We start from the raw sequence: 15948 nt of genomic DNA, 5'->3' as shown, positions 1-15948 counted from the left end.
TCGTAGCAGAAGAGATGATCTTGAGTGAATACATAAACATTGAAAGTATGCCCAATCAACGCATTGGCTCGCGGGTTGTTTGTGCAATACGATCATCATGCTACCTTTGCCTCCTCATCCTGGCCCATGTTTTATTATCTTTTCGCTTGTTTATTGCTTTGGATCGGCATGACCATTTACCTGGTGGCTAACAGCCGCCGGATCAGCCACCTGCGCGATTGCGACGCCGCCATGGCCCGCACGCCCGCAGTGGACATCGTGGTGGCCATGCGCAACGAGGAAAACGACGTGGAACAAGCGCTCTCGAGCCTTACCCGTATGCGCTACCCTGGTTACCGTATCGTAGTGGTGAACGATCGCTCTACCGACCGCACCCCGCAGATCCTCGAACGGCTTGCACAAACCCTCCCGATCATAGTACATACCGTCCAGGAGCTTCCGCCGGGATGGCTGGGCAAGAACCATGCGCTTTACCAGGGCTTCCTCGCCTCGCAGGCGGAATGGCTGCTGTTTACGGATGCGGATATTGTGTTCCACCCCGAAACGCTTAGCAAAGCGATGGCTGTTGTGCAGCGGCAACAGCTCGACCATCTCACGGCTTTGCCGCACGTGCGGTCGCGTTCGGCGCTGCTTAACCGGGTACTGTCTACCTTCGCCGTCATGCTCGAGCTTAAAGTGCGGCCCTGGGCGGTGCGCAACCCGAAATCGAAGGCGGCCTTCGGCGTGGGAGCGTTCAACCTGGTGCGCCGCAGCGTATATGCGCAAGCAGCAGCAGTGCCCGCCCTGCGTATGCGGCCCGACGACGATCTTAAGCTGGGTGAATTCATCAAAGCCGCCGGGTTCCGGCAGGACGTAGTGAACGGCGAAGGCATGGTCCAATTGGAGTGGTACCGCAACCTTCGCGAATTTATCGATGGGCTGATGAAAAATACTTTCGCAGTGTCGAACTATAACCCGGTGCTCGCTACCGCCGGCGCTATGGCTGCGCTGCTGATCTTTTGCCTGCCGGTACCGCTCGGGTTGCTTTGGCCCGATGATGCCTGCCGCGTATTAGGTGCCGCCATCCTGTTATGCCAGGTGCTAATAGTAGCACTCCGGCCAGGCGACGGAAAATGGAACGGGGGGCTTATGTGGTTCGCCGGGGGGCTTATGGCGTGGATCATAGTTAAGTCGATGGTGATCACGCTATGGCAGGGCGGAATCTGGTGGCGGGGGAGTTTTTACGGGTTAAAAGAGCTAAAAGGGCGATGAATTTGCAGGAACGTGTCGGGATAAAAGGAAACGTTACTTCTTCAAAAACCCGTTGATCACCTCAAACTCTTTTTCCGGCTCTTCCACCTGCGGATTATGCCCCGATTTTTCGAACATCACGAACTGTGCCTGCGGGCAATAATCTTTGTATTTCACCTGCATCCACGGCACCGCCACGCGATCGTACCGCCCGGCGATGATGAGCACCGGCATTTCCAGGTCCTTCAGCTGTTTGCGGTAGTCGAAGTTCCCGATGTCGTTGCCTACGATAAAATCGCCGTCTTTGCCTACCATCTGGTAATAAAGCCTGGTGTTGAACGAATTGGGGTAAGGCTTTTTGCCGGTGGGGACGAATTTTTCGGGGTTGTACGCGTACAGGAAGCCGTAAGGTATGCGGCCGTAGATGTCCTGGTGCTGCTGGTCGCTGGAAACGGCGCCTTTTTCGCGGACCTGCATCAGCTCTGCCCATACTTCGGGATAATTGGTTTTTATCTCCCGGTTGTAGTTATCGTCGTTCTCCTGCCACATCACGAAGCTGTGAAAGCCGTTGGCGATAATAAGGTGGCTGAGATGCGCACCGTACTTTACGGCGTACCCCTGGGCAACGAGGCTGCCATACGAATGGCCCAGCACGCTGATCTTATCCAGCTTGAGGGCGATGCGGAGGCCTTCGAGGTCGTCGACGTCGCGTTGAAGGGTGTACTCGGTTACTGCTTTTGCGGTGTCGGATTTGCCGCGGCCGAAAGCGTCGAAATAGATGAGCCGGTGGCCGCTGGCGGCCAGCGGATCGAAACTGCGCAGGCCGGGATGAGCGCCACCGGGGCCGCCGGCTATAAGAACGAGCGGATCGCCTTTGCCAACGGTGACGACCCAAAGTTTGGCGCCGTTAACGGTGTAGTATTTGCCGTCGGTTTCGGAATTGACGGTTTGGGCGTAGAGAAGGGAGTGGAGTAAGACGAGGATGAGGGTCGTGCAGCGCATAGCGGAAGAGGTTATACAGGCTAAGATAGAAGAAAATATTACCAGTCAATTCATGCTCCCTCAACATCGCGCTTGTTCGTTTCCATCGCAGACCCGTTCCCGGGTAACGGGGTAAGATTTGCTATCTCCCCCGGCCTGCAGCCACCTCCACCAAAGAAGGATAAGATTGCGGGCTGGCATCCTGATGTAATCATATAAGATTGTCCTGTGCGAAAAATTTTCGCACTTTTATCCTGCCTGTGCTCTTAAACCCGCACAGGTATCCATGCACATGAACCCGATTCTATTACTTGGCGCAACCGGCCGTCTCGGATCCTGTATTCTCACCGAACTGCTTTCGCGCGGTTACACAGTACATGTTATTGTGCGCAACAAATCGAAACTCCCCACCCAACCAGGTATAGTAGTTTACGAGGGCGACGTACGCGATGAAGACCTTCTCCGCCATGCGATACAGGGCTGTGCGGCCGTCATTTCCGCGCTCAACGTTTCCCGCCTGTCTGATTGGCCGTGGGCGAAACTCCGAACACCACCCTGTTTGTTGTCCGGCACCGCCGAAGCGCTGATCCGCGCCTGCACAGATACACCCGGCTTACGAGTGGTGATCTGTTCTGCCTGGGGAACATCGCACACCCGGAACGATCTCCCGGGATGGTTTCGCTGGTTGATAGCGCACAGTAACATCGGCGTAGCATACCAGGACCACGAACGCCAGGAGCGACTGTTTGAAGCATCGGCGCTAACGAATTGGGTGATCGTACGGCCTGTTGGGTTAACAAATGGCGGCAACGGCAAAGATGTGCACGTGTCGCTGGGTAACATACCCAAACCAAAACTACTGGTAACCAGGCAAAGTGTGGCACGCTTTATGGCAGACCTGGTTGGCGATGCGCGGTATACCCGCCAAATGCCGGTAATATTCCAGTAAGAAGCGGGACTAAAACACCTTCGCCCCTTCTCCCAGCCGTCCCGTAATCAACCCCGCCCGTTTTTCCTGCGAGGCGCTGCTCATCATTAACAAAAAATCGAGGAACCGTTCCGCGTTTACATCCACCATCCCCAGCGAGAGGTTCAGCTCCTGGAAGCCCAGGCCTTCGTTCAGCCGGCTTAAGGATTGTGCCCACCGCCCCTTTTTCCGGGAGGGTTTAAACGCTTCGTCTACCAGCAAGCAGATGATCGGCTGTCCGTGAATGGTTACCAGGTAAGCGTTATGAATGATCTCCCAGTTGATGAACCCGCGGTGCGTAGTCCGGTCGAAAATGCCAATTTCGGAGATAATGATCTGCGGGCGACGGTCGAGTAACATGAAAGCGGCTCCCGGGTACCCCAATCCGAAAAACAGGAGCAAGGTCCAGGCTAAGTATGCGGACATTTCTCCCGACCGGATGCCCCAGCAACCGATCGCAACAAATGGAGTGCAAAGTGCGACGAGCCTTAGCGCCTTCCATGGCGACCGGTACAGCTTGATTTCCATCCTGACTGATATTATTGTTCCTTATGTTCCGCTATATAAATAATATTCCCGTTATTATCTACAATTGCGAATTGCCGCAATCCAAACGGCATCAGTTTTAACTCTCCGTTCGGATGCACCAGCTTTCGTTCCTGGCATCGGGCGTACCACTCATCAATATCAGTCACGTAAAAATAGCAACCTGTATAGCCCGGTACTTCTGGTACGCTGCAGGCATACAGGTGCACCATCACACCGTCGCGTTCAAAAATGAGATAGCCAGCATGCCCGCCGCGGTGGGCGAAGCCGAGTTGCTTCGTATAAAAATCAATTGTTTTTACTTCGTTAAGCGAGGCAAGAATGGGAGTAGAGACCTTTAGCATAGCATGGTTTAGCAAATATAAGAGAGATAAGGAATAGAAAAACAATATACTCGTTATCTTTACTCCTGATATGCAGCTCAGCTTTAACTGGATAAACCTTCTCATCCTCTTCGGCGCATTGCAGGGCCTGATCTTCGGTATCATTTTGCTTTTTAACCGGCAGCATCCGGGGGCACGTTATCTTGCCCTTTTCCTGTTCGTACTTTCCTATAACGGCTTCGAAACGTTTAACTGGAGCTCGGGTCTGGACAGGTATTGGATTTTCTTCGACCTGTTCAGCTACATCCTGATCTACGCCATCGGGCCATCACTGTACTTATACGTGCGCGCGGTTACCCGGCCCGGGGAACTGCCCATCCGGCACACACGCCGGCATTATTTACCGGTAATGATACAATTCGTTACCCGGTGCTTTATCATAGTGTACCATTTGCTTTGGATCAATAAACTGATAAACACGAGGCTGGATTCGGGCTTGCTGGCGGGCTGGTACGATTATTATGCCGAGCCGCTCAGCGCCCTCTGGTACCTGGCTTACCTCTTACCCGCCATCCGCCTGTTCCGGGGCCGCAACAGCGAGGTGCTCTCCCGTACGTACTCTAAAGAATCGCGCAAGGCGCTGGATAACTGGTTAAAGAACCTGCTTACGGGGTGCGTGCTGGTGGGTATCGCATGGCCGATTACGCTGATCGTTCCTTATTTCTTTAACATCCCGGGCTCTCATTATTACCCCATCGAACTGGGCCTGGTACTGTTCATTTACTGGCTGGCCATGTCGGGCTATTACTTTACCCGGCAGATCACGCCCAAACCGGCACGCGCATTACCCGGGCCGTATGCCATGCCAAACGAACAAATGCAAAAGCTCAAAGAAGCCATGGAAATGGCCAGGCTGTACCTCGACCCCGAGCTGAACGTGAGCAAGCTGGCGGGGCATACCGGCATCAGCGCACGCACCATCTCTGCATTGCTAAACCAATACCAGCATACCAATTTCAATGATTTTGTGAACAAATACCGCATACGCGAGGTCAAGGAGCGGCTGGGCGATCCGGCGCATAATTACCTTACCATTTCGGGTATTGCGCTCAGCTCCGGATTTAACTCGCAGGCTACTTTCCAGCGGGTGTTTAAAGGTGTAACCGGGACGACGCCCAGCAAATACCTGTCGGAGAAAGGAAAAGTAGCTCTCAAATCCTGATTTGAGCAGATAGGTAATGCGTTCTATGCGTGCTTTGTCAAAAAAACGCGATGCGATCCTTTTCCTTATTTTTCCTTTTCGGGTTAGGCGGCGCCGTCTTTCCCGCCCGCGGCCAGGCGCCTGCCACCGTAAAACAATCCATGATCCGGCTTTCCGGCAAAGTTACCGACAATGCCACCCGGCGCCCGGTAGCCCTGGCCAGCGTGTACCTTCTTTCGGGCAATGCCGGCACAGCTACCAATGAACTGGGCGCCTTCCTGCTTAAGGTCCCGGCAGAACAGCTGAAAGATACGGTAGTGATCTCGTGCCTGGGTTATGTTCCGCTAAAGGTGCCGGTGGCTGGCCTGCCTGCCAACACCGTTATTGTACTGCAGCCTTCGTCTATCCTGGCAGACGAGATCACCCTGAAGAGCCGCAGCGGGCTCGGGCTGGTAAAGAAGGCACTGGCGGCTATACCCGCCAACTACGATACCACTGCCCGGCGGTTAAATGCCTTCTACCGCGAAAAGATCTCGCTTGGCGATTTCGAATTATCGAACAACGAAGCGGTATTGGATATCTATAAGGTATTCGCCGCCGGCAAAACCCTCAACGACCAGATGCGCATTGTAAAAGGCCGCAAGAAAAAGATCGATTACGGGCGCGATGCCCAGTTTTACTATTGGATCAGCAGTATCTCTAATGGCGCGCGAGGCAGCCTGGGCGACGATCTCCTGAAGTATTCCCAAGCCGAGAACAACCCCCTTAACCCCGAGAATTACCGGTACTACGCCTTCCAATATGCCGGATCGGTAGAAAACGGCACACAAACACTGGCCCATGTGCACGTAACCCCAAAAAAACGGTCGGCCAAAGGGATCCTGGAGCTCGACGTTTACCTGGACGAAGACACCTATGTGATCCACCGCATCGACTACGCGTTAACCGAGGCGGGTGTGCGCGAAACGAGCCGCAAAAACAAGAAACTGGGCTATTTCATAATGTCGAAGTTTCTCGGCGCCTCGCTGGATTACCATAAATTTACCGGCACCGTTACCTATAAACCCTTCCGGGGGAAATGGTACCTGGATCGCGTTACCCGCCATTGGGAGATCCTGGTAGAAAGCGAAAAACGCAATATGTTTAAGCGCCCGTGGACCACAGATATCGACCTGGTAGTAACCGGTATCTCCACCGAAAAGGCAAAGCCGATAGAGTCGGGTAACATCGGCGATAAGGACACTCCTTTCAGCACCCTCAACAGCGGCGACTATAACGACGATTTCTGGGAAAACTATAACATCCTGAAACAGGGAGCCGACGTCCTGCCTGCACCCGCCGCGCCGGTACCGGTGGCGCCTCCGGCCGGCACCGTAAAACCACTGCGCTACTCCAACCGGCAGAACGGCTTTACCCGGGCAGATACCCTGCGGGGAACGTTGAGCCCGCTGCGCAGCTGCTATGATGTTACCTTTTATCACCTGGATGTAGCGGTCGACCCCGGGAACCGAAGCGTATCCGGCAATAACCTCATCCGCTTTAAAACCGTGTCGCCCTTCCGCAAAATGCAGCTGGACCTTTATCAAAATATGGTGATCGACAGCATCGTATACCGCTCTGAGCCCCTCACTTACCGGCGCGAATTTGACGCCGTATTTATCGACCTTCCGCACGAGCTGGCCAAAGGCGATTTAGCAGAGCTGAAGGTTTGGTACCACGGCGTGCCCAAAACACCCAACCGCGCCATCCCCATGGACGGCGGTATTTTATGGGATACCGATTCCCTGGGCAACACCTGGGCGCAGGTAGTTTCCCAAGGCTCGGGCGCAAGCCTGTGGTGGCCCAACAAAGACCACCAGAGCGACGAGCCCGACAGCATGAAAACCTGGATCACCGTGCCCTCGCAGTTCACCGAGATCTCTAACGGGCGCCTCACCGGTAAAACGAACATGCCGGGCAACCGTACGCGCTACGAGTGGGCGGTAAGCTACCCCATAAACAATTACAACGTAACGTTTAACATTGGCATGTACGACCATTATACCGCATCTTTCGCCGGTGTGAACCCCCTCACTATCGATTATTACGTAATGCCCTACAACTGCGGGCGGGCCAGGAAACTCTTTAGCGGCGTACCCGGAATGCTGAAGGTATTTGAAGACAATTTCGGGGCATACCCCTTTAACCGCGACGGATTTACGCTGGTAGAAAGCCTGTACCCCATGGAGCACCAGAGCGGCGTATGTATAGGGCGCATCACGGAGCAGAACGCCACCCAGATCAACCCGTTGTTGTGGCACGAATCGGCACACGAATGGTGGGGAAACGCCATCACCGCCAAAGACATTGCCGATATGTGGATCCACGAAGCGTTTGCCACCTATGCCGAAGTAATGGTCGCCGAAAAGATCTTCGGCAAAGAGCCGGCGTACAACTACATGCTCGAAGAGCAAAAAAAAGCCGGCAACAAAGAGCCCATTACCGGTGTGTACAATGTAAACCACATTCACTACGACATTGGCGATATGTACTCGAAGGGCAGCCTGATGCTGCATACCTTTCGCAATATGCTGGCCAACGACGGCAAATGGACCGCGCTGCTCCGTGCCATTCAAAACAGCTTCAGGTACCAAACGCTGTCGGCGGCGTCGCTTATCGGCTTTATTAATAATTACCTGCAACAGGATTATACCCCGTTTTTTAAACAATACCTGGAATATACCCGTATCCCCGTGCTGGAAGTGAAGCTGCAGCAAAAAGGCGCCAACCTGCTGGTTACCTCCTGGTGGACAGCAGATGCGGCGGGATTTAAGATGCCGGCCCGTGTTACGGTAGCCGGTGGCCGGTTTGGATTTATTTATCCTTCCGACAAGCCTTCCTCTATCCTTTTAAAGAATATGACCGCCGCACAGTTTGACGTAGATAAAGAGCGGTTTTATATCGGCGTGAAAGTTAGTAAGGAGTAAAACGCGACCCGGCATATTCGATATTTACGCCCAACCGACACTTTCGAGCGCCGCGGACGTTACATTTACATCCGGATTTTATGAACGATCACTTTTACTCGCACCTGTTTGAGAAACAGCGGGGTGTTAAACGCATTCCGCCGAATACCGCTATTGCTGCCTGGGCGCTGAGCGTGATCAACCTGCTGTACCCGGAACATTCGAAAACCGGGCTCACCGGTATCGAAGAGCTAAAGAGCACCGTTGCCAGGCTCGAAACAGAACTTTGCGGCATTATTGGTTCCTGCTGCGGTAAGGAGGAGGACCCCGGGAAACAGGTAGTAGCGGATTTCTTTGCCGGGCTTCCAGAACTTTACCGGGTGCTAAATACAGACATCCAGGCCATTTATGCCGGCGACCCGGCTGCACGCAGCGAATTTGAAGTGATCCGCACTTACCCCGGCTTTTATGCGATCTGCTTTTACCGCATCGCCCACCTGCTGGTAAACCTGGATGTAGACGTAATCCCGCGCATCCTAACCGAGCACGCCCATTCGGTTACCGGCATAGATATCCACCCTTCCGCCGTGATCGGCGAATACTTTCACATAGACCATGGCACCGGTATCGTGATCGGCGAAACATGCACCATCGGGCAGCATGTAAAAATGTACCAGGGCGTAACGTTGGGCGCATTAAGCGTGCGCAAAAATATGGCGGGCGTAAAGCGTCATCCTACGGTAGAAGACCGCGTAGTGATCTACTCCGGCGCCTCGATACTGGGGGGCGACACCGTAATAGGCCACGACAGCGTGATTGGCGGCAATGTATGGCTTACCGAAAGCATCGCACCCTATTCTACGGTGTACCATACCCCCATGATCACCGTACAAAAGACCACCGAAAAAAGACCTTATTGATTATGGCAGGCATCGTTGATCTCATAGGGAATACACCGCTGGTAGCGCTCACCAGGCTTAATCCCAACCCCAAAGTGAAGCTTTTTGCAAAGCTGGAAGGCAATAACCCCGGGGGAAGCGTAAAAGACCGCGCGTCACTTAACATGATACGCAGCGCCATAGAGCGGAACGAAATTAAACCGGGCACTACGCTGATCGAAGCTACCAGCGGCAACACGGGGATCGCGCTGGCGATGATCGCCCGGCTGTTCGGCCTGGAGATCGAGCTGGTGATGCCATCAAACTCCACCCGCGAACGTACGCTGACCATGGAGGCCTTCGGCGCAAAAGTGACATTGCTGGAAAGCATCGAAACCTGCCGCGACTACGCGGAAGAAAAAGGCGCTTCCCGCGGCTACTTCCTGCTAAACCAGTTTGCCAACCCCGATAATTACCTGGCGCATTACAAAAGTACCGGTCCCGAGATCTGGCGGGATACAGGGGGCACAATTACGCATTTTGTGAGCGCGATGGGTACCACAGGCACCATTATGGGCTGCTCGCGGTTTTTAAAGGAGCAGGATCCGCGCATACAGATCGTGGGTTGCCAGCCAACGGAAGGCTCGTCTATCCCCGGGATCAGGCGCTGGCCGGAAGCTTACCTTCCAAAGATATTTGACCCCAGGCGGGTAGACCGCGTAATAGACATATCGGAAGAAATGGCAACCGGGCTCGCGCGGAAACTGGCGAAGGATGAGGGCGTATTTGCGGGGATGAGCACCGGAGGCGCCTGTGCCGCAGCCATCCAGCTGGCGGAAGAGCTGGAAGAGGGAGTGATCGTGTTTATCGCCTGCGACCGGGGGGACCGGTACCTGAGCAGTGAGCTGTTTGGGTAAAAGCAGTTTCCGAAATTCCCGACCGCTTTTACCTGTTATACAACTTCAGCACCTGTTCTACCCAATCCCTGTCGTTATTAAGCAACACCCCTGGCTTAAGCCCTTCATCTTCAAACGGTGCAAAATTTCCTTTGTCGCTCATATCTGTTATATACAGCTCGAATTCGCCGCTGGGCAGCTTCTCGCGGTTGCCGTAGTTGCTCCCGTACGTGATCATGGCGTGGGTAGCCTCCCCGAACGTGCGGGTGTTTTTAAGACGGCTCAGCTCAATGGCAAATTGCTCCGCGTTGCTCACGGTGTTGCCGTTAACGAGAACCGCGATATCACCCTTAAACTTTTTGAGTAGTTCCAGGATGGGATCGGAAGAGGAAGAGGCGCCGCCGCCGTTGTTGCGGAGGTCGACGATCACCAGGTTGCCGGAAAGGGAATCGCGCACTTTTCCGAATAACTCGCGCGCCTGGCGCCGTTGTTCGAGGGTAAAGCCGGCAAAGGTGCCTATGCGTACATAAGAAGTATTCGGGCCGGGTCGTTGGAACAGGAAGACCGGGGTACCGGCCGGCGGATCATAAAAGGCAGGACCCTCCGGCAGTTTCGTGAGCTGGGATTTGGGCAGCCGGCCGTTCTGCAGCTTCTCTGCACGCATCAGGCCAAAGGTGCGGTAGAGCATTTCGGCCCGCCAGATGTGGAAACGGTTGGGCTGGTATTCTTTCAATACTTCGTAAAGATCGCCGCGCTGCCACGTAGGAATACGCGATTGCAGCACCACCGCAACCAGGCTGTCGCGTTTGATGGTCCTGTAAATACCCACGGTAAGCATTCCCGAATACTGGTAAATACCTTCGATGCTGTCGCGCGATTTCGGGCGCAGGGCGGCTTCGAGCGAATCCAGGGAGATACGGACCCTTGGAAATGTGCGGTATGCTTCAGACGTGCGGTACTTTTGAACGTAAGCACTATCAAAGAGCATCTTTTCCGTGATCGCCTCACGTGCCTGGTAAAAATACAGGTGGTTGTCGCTGATGGGCAGAAGCAGCTGAGACAACATGTAAAAACGATCGAATCCCGGTTTGGCGACCGCCAGCCGGGAAGTTACCTGCGTTACGAGCGCTTCATACGCCGTCTTTTTGGCACCCTTAACCTGGTCGCGGTAAGAGTGCGTTTTCCGCAGCGTGGCATGCAGGTGGTCTACGTCGGCCCTTGGATCGTATTGCGCAGAGGCGACCAAACAAGAGAGCAGGAGAGCGAATGCCGGTATTAATCGATACATAATGTGCTGAACCAGGTTATTATGACGTAAAGATAATTGCTTTGGTTGCATGAAAGCCATTAAGTAAGAAATGGAAATGCGTTATCTTGCGCAATGACCCAGTTGTTCCCCAGGTGTTACAAAACCCGTATGGCGCCTACGCCGAGCGGTTTCCTGCACCTGGGGAATGTTTTTTCCTTTATCATCACCCGCTCAATGGCCCGACACACCGGGGCATCGATGCTGCTGCGCATCGACGATATCGACCGGGACCGTGTAAAGCCGGAGTATGTGACCGACCTGTTCGATACCCTGCATTTCCTCGGCATCTCGTGGGATGAAGGCCCCCGCACAGCGGAAGAATACTACCGGGATTGGTCGCAGCTAAACCGGCTGGCGCGTTACCAGCAGGTGCTCAGGCAGTTAAGAGGAACGGGAGCGGCATTTGCCTGTGATTGTTCCAGGGCGGATCTTCACCGCGCAGGGATTGAAAGCGGCTGCGTGAGCGATTGCCGGCGACGGAAGATCGCCCTGGATACCCCGGGTACGAACTGGCGCATTGCGACTGATCACCAGCAAACGGTCTGCATAAACAACCCCGACGGACACGTATCGGCACACGTTTTGCCGGCTTCGGTCAAAGACTTTATCGTTCGTAAAAAAGACGGGTTGCCGTCTTACCAGCTTGTTTCGCTGGTAGACGACGTAGATTTCGGCATCGACCTGGTTGTACGCGGCCATGACCTATGGCCATCAACGCTCGCACAGGTATACCTGGCTAACCTGCTTGGTATAGAGACGTTCCCCGTGGCTAAGTTTGTTCATCATCCGCTGGTAAATGGGCCGGGAGGTGTAAAGCTCTCCAAATCGGCTGGCGATACCGCCATCCGGAACCTGCGCGAACAGGGATTTACGCGGGAACAGGTCCTGGAAATGGCGATTAAAAGTGCCGATCCCGCGGGATTGGCATTTCCGCTGTAATGATCATGCCGCTACGCAACCAATTAAGAAAACACTTCCTGTGAAAAGATACCCGGCTCGGCAAGATCACTGCACGCAGTTTTGTAAGCTATCCTAATTCCTTTTTACCGGCTGCAGCACCGCTATATTACCGTTGTGGTCGAACATCACCTTGATCAGCTCCAGCGGCGGGCTCGATCCGTCCGCTTTGTACTTATACTGGATCATGGGGTATGCCGTCCCGTCCAGCGTAAGCTGTACACCGGAGAAGAAAATTACGAGCTCCTCATCAAACCTGATACTTTCGCCAACCTTAGCCAGCTGCACATCTGTAACCAGCTTACGCAGTGCCGGGGAGAAGTATGCTTTCGAGGCAGCGAAGTTCTTACTTTTAACGGCAGCAAGCCATAACCTGAAAACAGCATCTAACCTGGCGACCTTTTCAGCGTCAGGCGGCCCGGTGCTTGTTTCTTCATTCCTGGCACTTTCATTCCAAAGGTACAGCCGGATCCGGTAGGCCGGAATTTCTTCGGTGTTGCCCCGTTTTTCGTACTTGCCCGACAGTACGCTGGAGAGCAGGACCCGAGTGCTGTCGTTCGGCTTCCATTCGTCGCTTCGCTGGTATCGCCCCGCGGGATTCTTTGAAAGACCGGTAAGGTCTCCTTCGGTTTTTCCAATACCATAAGTGCGGGTAATACGCGTTGCCAGCTCGTTATACTTGTTCAAAAAAGCGGTTACTGTGGCGGGCGGAGCGGGCGCTTTGGCATCATATCCCCCGAAATTGGCGCCATCCCATTCGTACAGCACGTAGCGGATGGCGGAATCTCTTTTGAAGAAAAAGTAATAAATAAGCAGATCGGGCAGGTTGCGTTGTTTACGGCGAAAAACGAACGGCTGCGCCACGCCGCTTTCTGGTATAAACGTGGTTTTTAATGTGAACAGTTCGCCCCCGGCTTTTTGCTCGGCTTTTAAGAGCCCTGCCAGCTTTTGCCCGTGAACATCCGGAAGGACGTCCTGGGCAAACACGTTTAACGGCAATACAACCGTAAGGACGATAAAAAAGAAGCGGCCGATCAATCGCGGTAGCAGGTTCATCCCCTAAAGGTAAGAATATGCCGCTTACGGCTGAATACTTTCCCGGGTTGTAACCCGGAAGTTGTATAGCTCCGGGTAAGTTTTTGATGCGTGGCAAAGATTTAACAAAATACTTTGCAACTAAATCCGGGAACTCTCGTCTTAAGTAAAAACCTAAAACCAGCGTATGGGTCCCCGAATTTCACTTTGTGTTATATTTTGCCTGCTTTCGCTTTGCTCTTTCGGGCAGGTTGCTTCCAAGAAAATGAAAGCCGTGCGAACAGATATCGCTCCCGATATAGATGGGGATATAACCGACGACGTGTGGAAAAAAGCCGATGTGGCCGTCGATTTTATCGAGCTGCGTCCCAAGCCGGGCTTGCACGAGGACCGCGATCACCGCACCGAGGTCAGGTTGCTTTATGACAATACCGCCGTGTACGTAAGTGCACGCATGTACGAAAAAACTATTGACAGCGTAGCGCGTGAACTGGTTTCGCGGGATAACACCGGAAACTCCGATTTCATCGGCATTATTTTAGATACTTACCAGGATAAGATCAACGGCAGCGGCTTTTTTGTAACGGCTGCCGGCGTACAGTTTGATGCCAAATATTCGCTGGGCGGTAACGAGGACGAAGCCTGGAACGCGGTATGGTTCAGCAAAGTAAAGGTTGACGCACAGGGATGGACCGCGGAGCTAAAAATCCCTTACTCGGCGCTTCGTTTTTCCAAAAAAGATGTCCAGAACTGGGGGCTCAATCTTATCCGGATGCGTCGCTTTTCGCAGAAACAGCTATTCTGGAACCCGCTCGACCCGCTCAAAAACGGCCTCATGAACCAGGAGGGAACCCTCGAAGGCATCGAGAACATCGACCCGCCGGTACGTTTGTCGTTCTCGCCCTATATTTCGAGTTATGTGAATCACTATCCTTATAACATAGCCGACGTGAAAAATACCACCGGCTCATTTAACGGGGGAATGGACGTAAAATACGGCATTAACGACGCCTTTACACTGGATATGACCCTGGTACCCGACTTCGGGCAGGTACAGTCTGACAACCGCGTGTTAAACCTCACGCCATTCGAGATCCAGTTTAACGAAAACCGCTCGTTTTTTACGGAAGGTACGGAGCTCTTCAGCAAGGGCGACCTGTTCTATTCACGGCGCGTAGGCGGTACGCCTGTTAACTATTACGATGTGCAGGGCAGCCTCCGCGCCGGCGAGCACATTGTGCGCAACCCCTCCGAAAGCCGGCTGGTAAACGCCACCAAGGTTTCTGGCCGTACCACCAAAGGGCTCGGTATCGGGGTCTTTAATGCCGTTACCCGCAGGATGGACGCCGAAGTGGAAGATGCGGCCGGGAACCGGCGGCTGATAGAAACGCAGCCGCTTACCAACTACAACATCCTGGTGCTCGACCAGTCGCTAAAAAACAACTCCTATGTAACGTTCATCAATACCAACGTGCTGCGTAAAGGAAATACCTACGATGCCAATGCCAGCGGCCTGGTATTTAGCTTTAACGACAAAAAGAACACCTACAACTTCCGCGGGTCGGGGAGGATGACCTACCTGACCAATAACGACCCCAACGCCACCGGGTATAGTTATGACTGGAGCGTGGGCAAGCAGAGCGGGAAATTCAGCTACCGGTTTTCGCAAAGCTTAACAGACGATAAGTTCGATCCCAATGACCTTGGGATCCTCTTTAACAACAACTTTTTTGATAATTCGCTCTACCTTGGTTACAACAAACCCAAGGCCGGTAAATGGTATAACAAATACGAGCTTTGGGGCGAAATAGAGCATTCGCAGCGCTTTAAGCCAAAAGCTTACCAGAGCTTAGCATTTAGCGCGGGCGGCTTTACCGAGCTGAAGAACTTCCTGCAGGTGAGCATGAACATCAACGTTCAGCCCGAATCAAACGATTTTTATGAGCCCCGCCGCAGCGGAAGGGTGTACCGCGAAACCGCCAGCCGCGGTGCAGGTATCGACATCTCTACCAACCGCACCAAACGCTACAATGGCGGGGGCGGCTTCTTTTACCGCGACCGCGACCTGTTCGACGGTTATGGCTACGATCTTTATTTCTATCATAACCTGCGCATTAGTAACAAGCTTTCGCTGGGGAACGATATCCTGTTCCAGCCACGCACTAACTACGCCGGGTGGATCGGTTTTAACAACGCTACCAGCGAAGTGGTCTTCTCGCGCCGCGATCGGCAAACCATAGAAAACTCGATGGACGCCAAATACACGTTCAGCAATACGATGGGGCTTACGCTCGTGGTGCGTCATTACTGGTCGAACCTGGATAATAGGGACTATTACACCCTCGCCGACAACGGCGACCTGGTAAAAAATTCCACCTATGTAAATGCCCAGGCTAACCGTTCATATAACACGTTTAACATCGATATGGTGTACTCATGGATATTTTCGCCGGGGAGCGAGTTCAGCGTGGTGTATAAAGACGCCTCCGAACTGAGCGAAACCTTTGTAAGACCGGGTTATGGGCGCAACTTCGACAGGATACTTGGCTCGCCGCAGAATAATAGCTTGTCTGTTAAAGTATTATATTATATCGATTACCTTCAGTTGAAAAGAAAAGGACGTTAACTAAACGTAACATACCCGTTACACTAAAATCTTTAACAGTTTTTTAACACATTT

Annotated in this window: 13 protein-coding genes; 8 read left to right on the top strand and 5 right to left on the bottom strand. The window is 53.3% G+C overall.

Translation table 11 applies throughout. From position 1 onward, the window contains the following. Window positions 1-39: 39 nt before the first annotated feature. Window positions 40-1251: a glycosyltransferase family 2 protein gene (locus GS398_RS05750; RefSeq protein WP_160905742.1), complete on the top strand. Its 1212-nt coding sequence runs from the start codon at window positions 40-42 to the stop codon at window positions 1249-1251. Window positions 1252-1284: 33 nt separating this feature from the next. Here GS398_RS05750 and GS398_RS05745 read toward each other — a convergent pair whose 3' ends face one another. Continuing rightward, window positions 1285-2232: an alpha/beta fold hydrolase gene (locus GS398_RS05745; protein WP_160905741.1), complete on the bottom strand. Its 948-nt coding sequence runs from the start codon at window positions 2230-2232 to the stop codon at window positions 1285-1287. A 271-nt stretch (window positions 2233-2503) separates the two neighbouring features. On the opposite strand from GS398_RS05745, the gene GS398_RS05740 reads away from it, so the two are divergent. Beyond that, window positions 2504-3160 carry an NAD(P)-dependent oxidoreductase gene (locus GS398_RS05740; RefSeq protein ID WP_160905740.1) on the top strand — a complete coding sequence of 219 codons (657 nt, stop codon included), beginning with the start codon at window positions 2504-2506 and terminating at the stop codon, window positions 3158-3160. Between the two features lie 9 nt (window positions 3161-3169). Here GS398_RS05740 and GS398_RS05735 read toward each other — a convergent pair whose 3' ends face one another. Next, entirely contained in the window at window positions 3170-3706 is a 537-nt protein-coding gene (locus GS398_RS05735; protein WP_160905739.1) for an STM3941 family protein, read from the bottom strand. 11 nt (window positions 3707-3717) lie between these two features. Beyond that, a complete protein-coding gene (locus GS398_RS05730; protein WP_160905738.1) occupies window positions 3718-4068 on the bottom strand; it encodes a VOC family protein in 351 nt (116 codons plus the stop codon). Between the two features lie 70 nt (window positions 4069-4138). Between GS398_RS05730 and GS398_RS05725 the strand changes: the two genes are divergently transcribed. The 4 genes from GS398_RS05725 to cysM all read left to right on the top strand — a co-directional run bounded on the left by GS398_RS05725 (window position 4139) and on the right by cysM (window position 9988). Beyond that, window positions 4139-5269 carry a helix-turn-helix domain-containing protein gene (locus GS398_RS05725; RefSeq protein ID WP_160905737.1) on the top strand — a complete coding sequence of 377 codons (1131 nt, stop codon included), beginning with the start codon at window positions 4139-4141 and terminating at the stop codon, window positions 5267-5269. 50 nt (window positions 5270-5319) lie between these two features. Beyond that, window positions 5320-8214 carry a M1 family metallopeptidase gene (locus tag GS398_RS05720; protein ID WP_160905736.1) on the top strand — a complete coding sequence of 965 codons (2895 nt, stop codon included), beginning with the start codon at window positions 5320-5322 and terminating at the stop codon, window positions 8212-8214. Window positions 8215-8294: 80 nt separating this feature from the next. Further along, window positions 8295-9113 carry a serine O-acetyltransferase gene (locus GS398_RS05715; protein WP_160905735.1) on the top strand — a complete coding sequence of 273 codons (819 nt, stop codon included), beginning with the start codon at window positions 8295-8297 and terminating at the stop codon, window positions 9111-9113. Between the two features lie 2 nt (window positions 9114-9115). After that, window positions 9116-9988: a cysteine synthase CysM gene (gene cysM, locus GS398_RS05710; RefSeq protein ID WP_160905734.1), complete on the top strand. Its 873-nt coding sequence runs from the start codon at window positions 9116-9118 to the stop codon at window positions 9986-9988. A gap of 28 nt (window positions 9989-10016) precedes the next feature. Here the strand turns inward: cysM and GS398_RS05705 are convergent, their stop codons facing one another. After that, window positions 10017-11255, bottom strand: a complete 1239-nt coding sequence (locus tag GS398_RS05705; RefSeq protein ID WP_160905733.1) for a S41 family peptidase — start codon at window positions 11253-11255, stop codon at window positions 10017-10019. A 93-nt stretch (window positions 11256-11348) separates the two neighbouring features. Here GS398_RS05705 and GS398_RS05700 point away from each other — a divergent pair, with 93 nt between their 5' ends. Then, entirely contained in the window at window positions 11349-12215 is an 867-nt protein-coding gene (locus GS398_RS05700; protein WP_160905732.1) for a glutamate--tRNA ligase family protein, read from the top strand. Window positions 12216-12308: 93 nt separating this feature from the next. On the opposite strand, the gene GS398_RS05695 is transcribed toward GS398_RS05700, so the two are convergent. Then, window positions 12309-13289, bottom strand: coding sequence for a hypothetical protein (locus tag GS398_RS05695; protein WP_160905731.1), 981 nt, complete (start codon window positions 13287-13289; stop codon window positions 12309-12311). 166 nt (window positions 13290-13455) lie between these two features. Between GS398_RS05695 and GS398_RS05690 the strand changes: the two genes are divergently transcribed. Next, complete coding sequence (locus tag GS398_RS05690; protein WP_160905730.1) at window positions 13456-15894, top strand: DUF5916 domain-containing protein; 2439 nt, start codon at window positions 13456-13458, stop codon at window positions 15892-15894. The last annotated feature ends 54 nt before the right edge of the window (window positions 15895-15948 follow it).

The organism is Hufsiella ginkgonis (assembly GCF_009834915.1).
Classification (GTDB): Bacteria; Bacteroidota; Bacteroidia; order Sphingobacteriales; family Sphingobacteriaceae; genus Hufsiella; species Hufsiella ginkgonis.
This window is presented reverse-complemented; position numbering and strand designations above follow the sequence as displayed.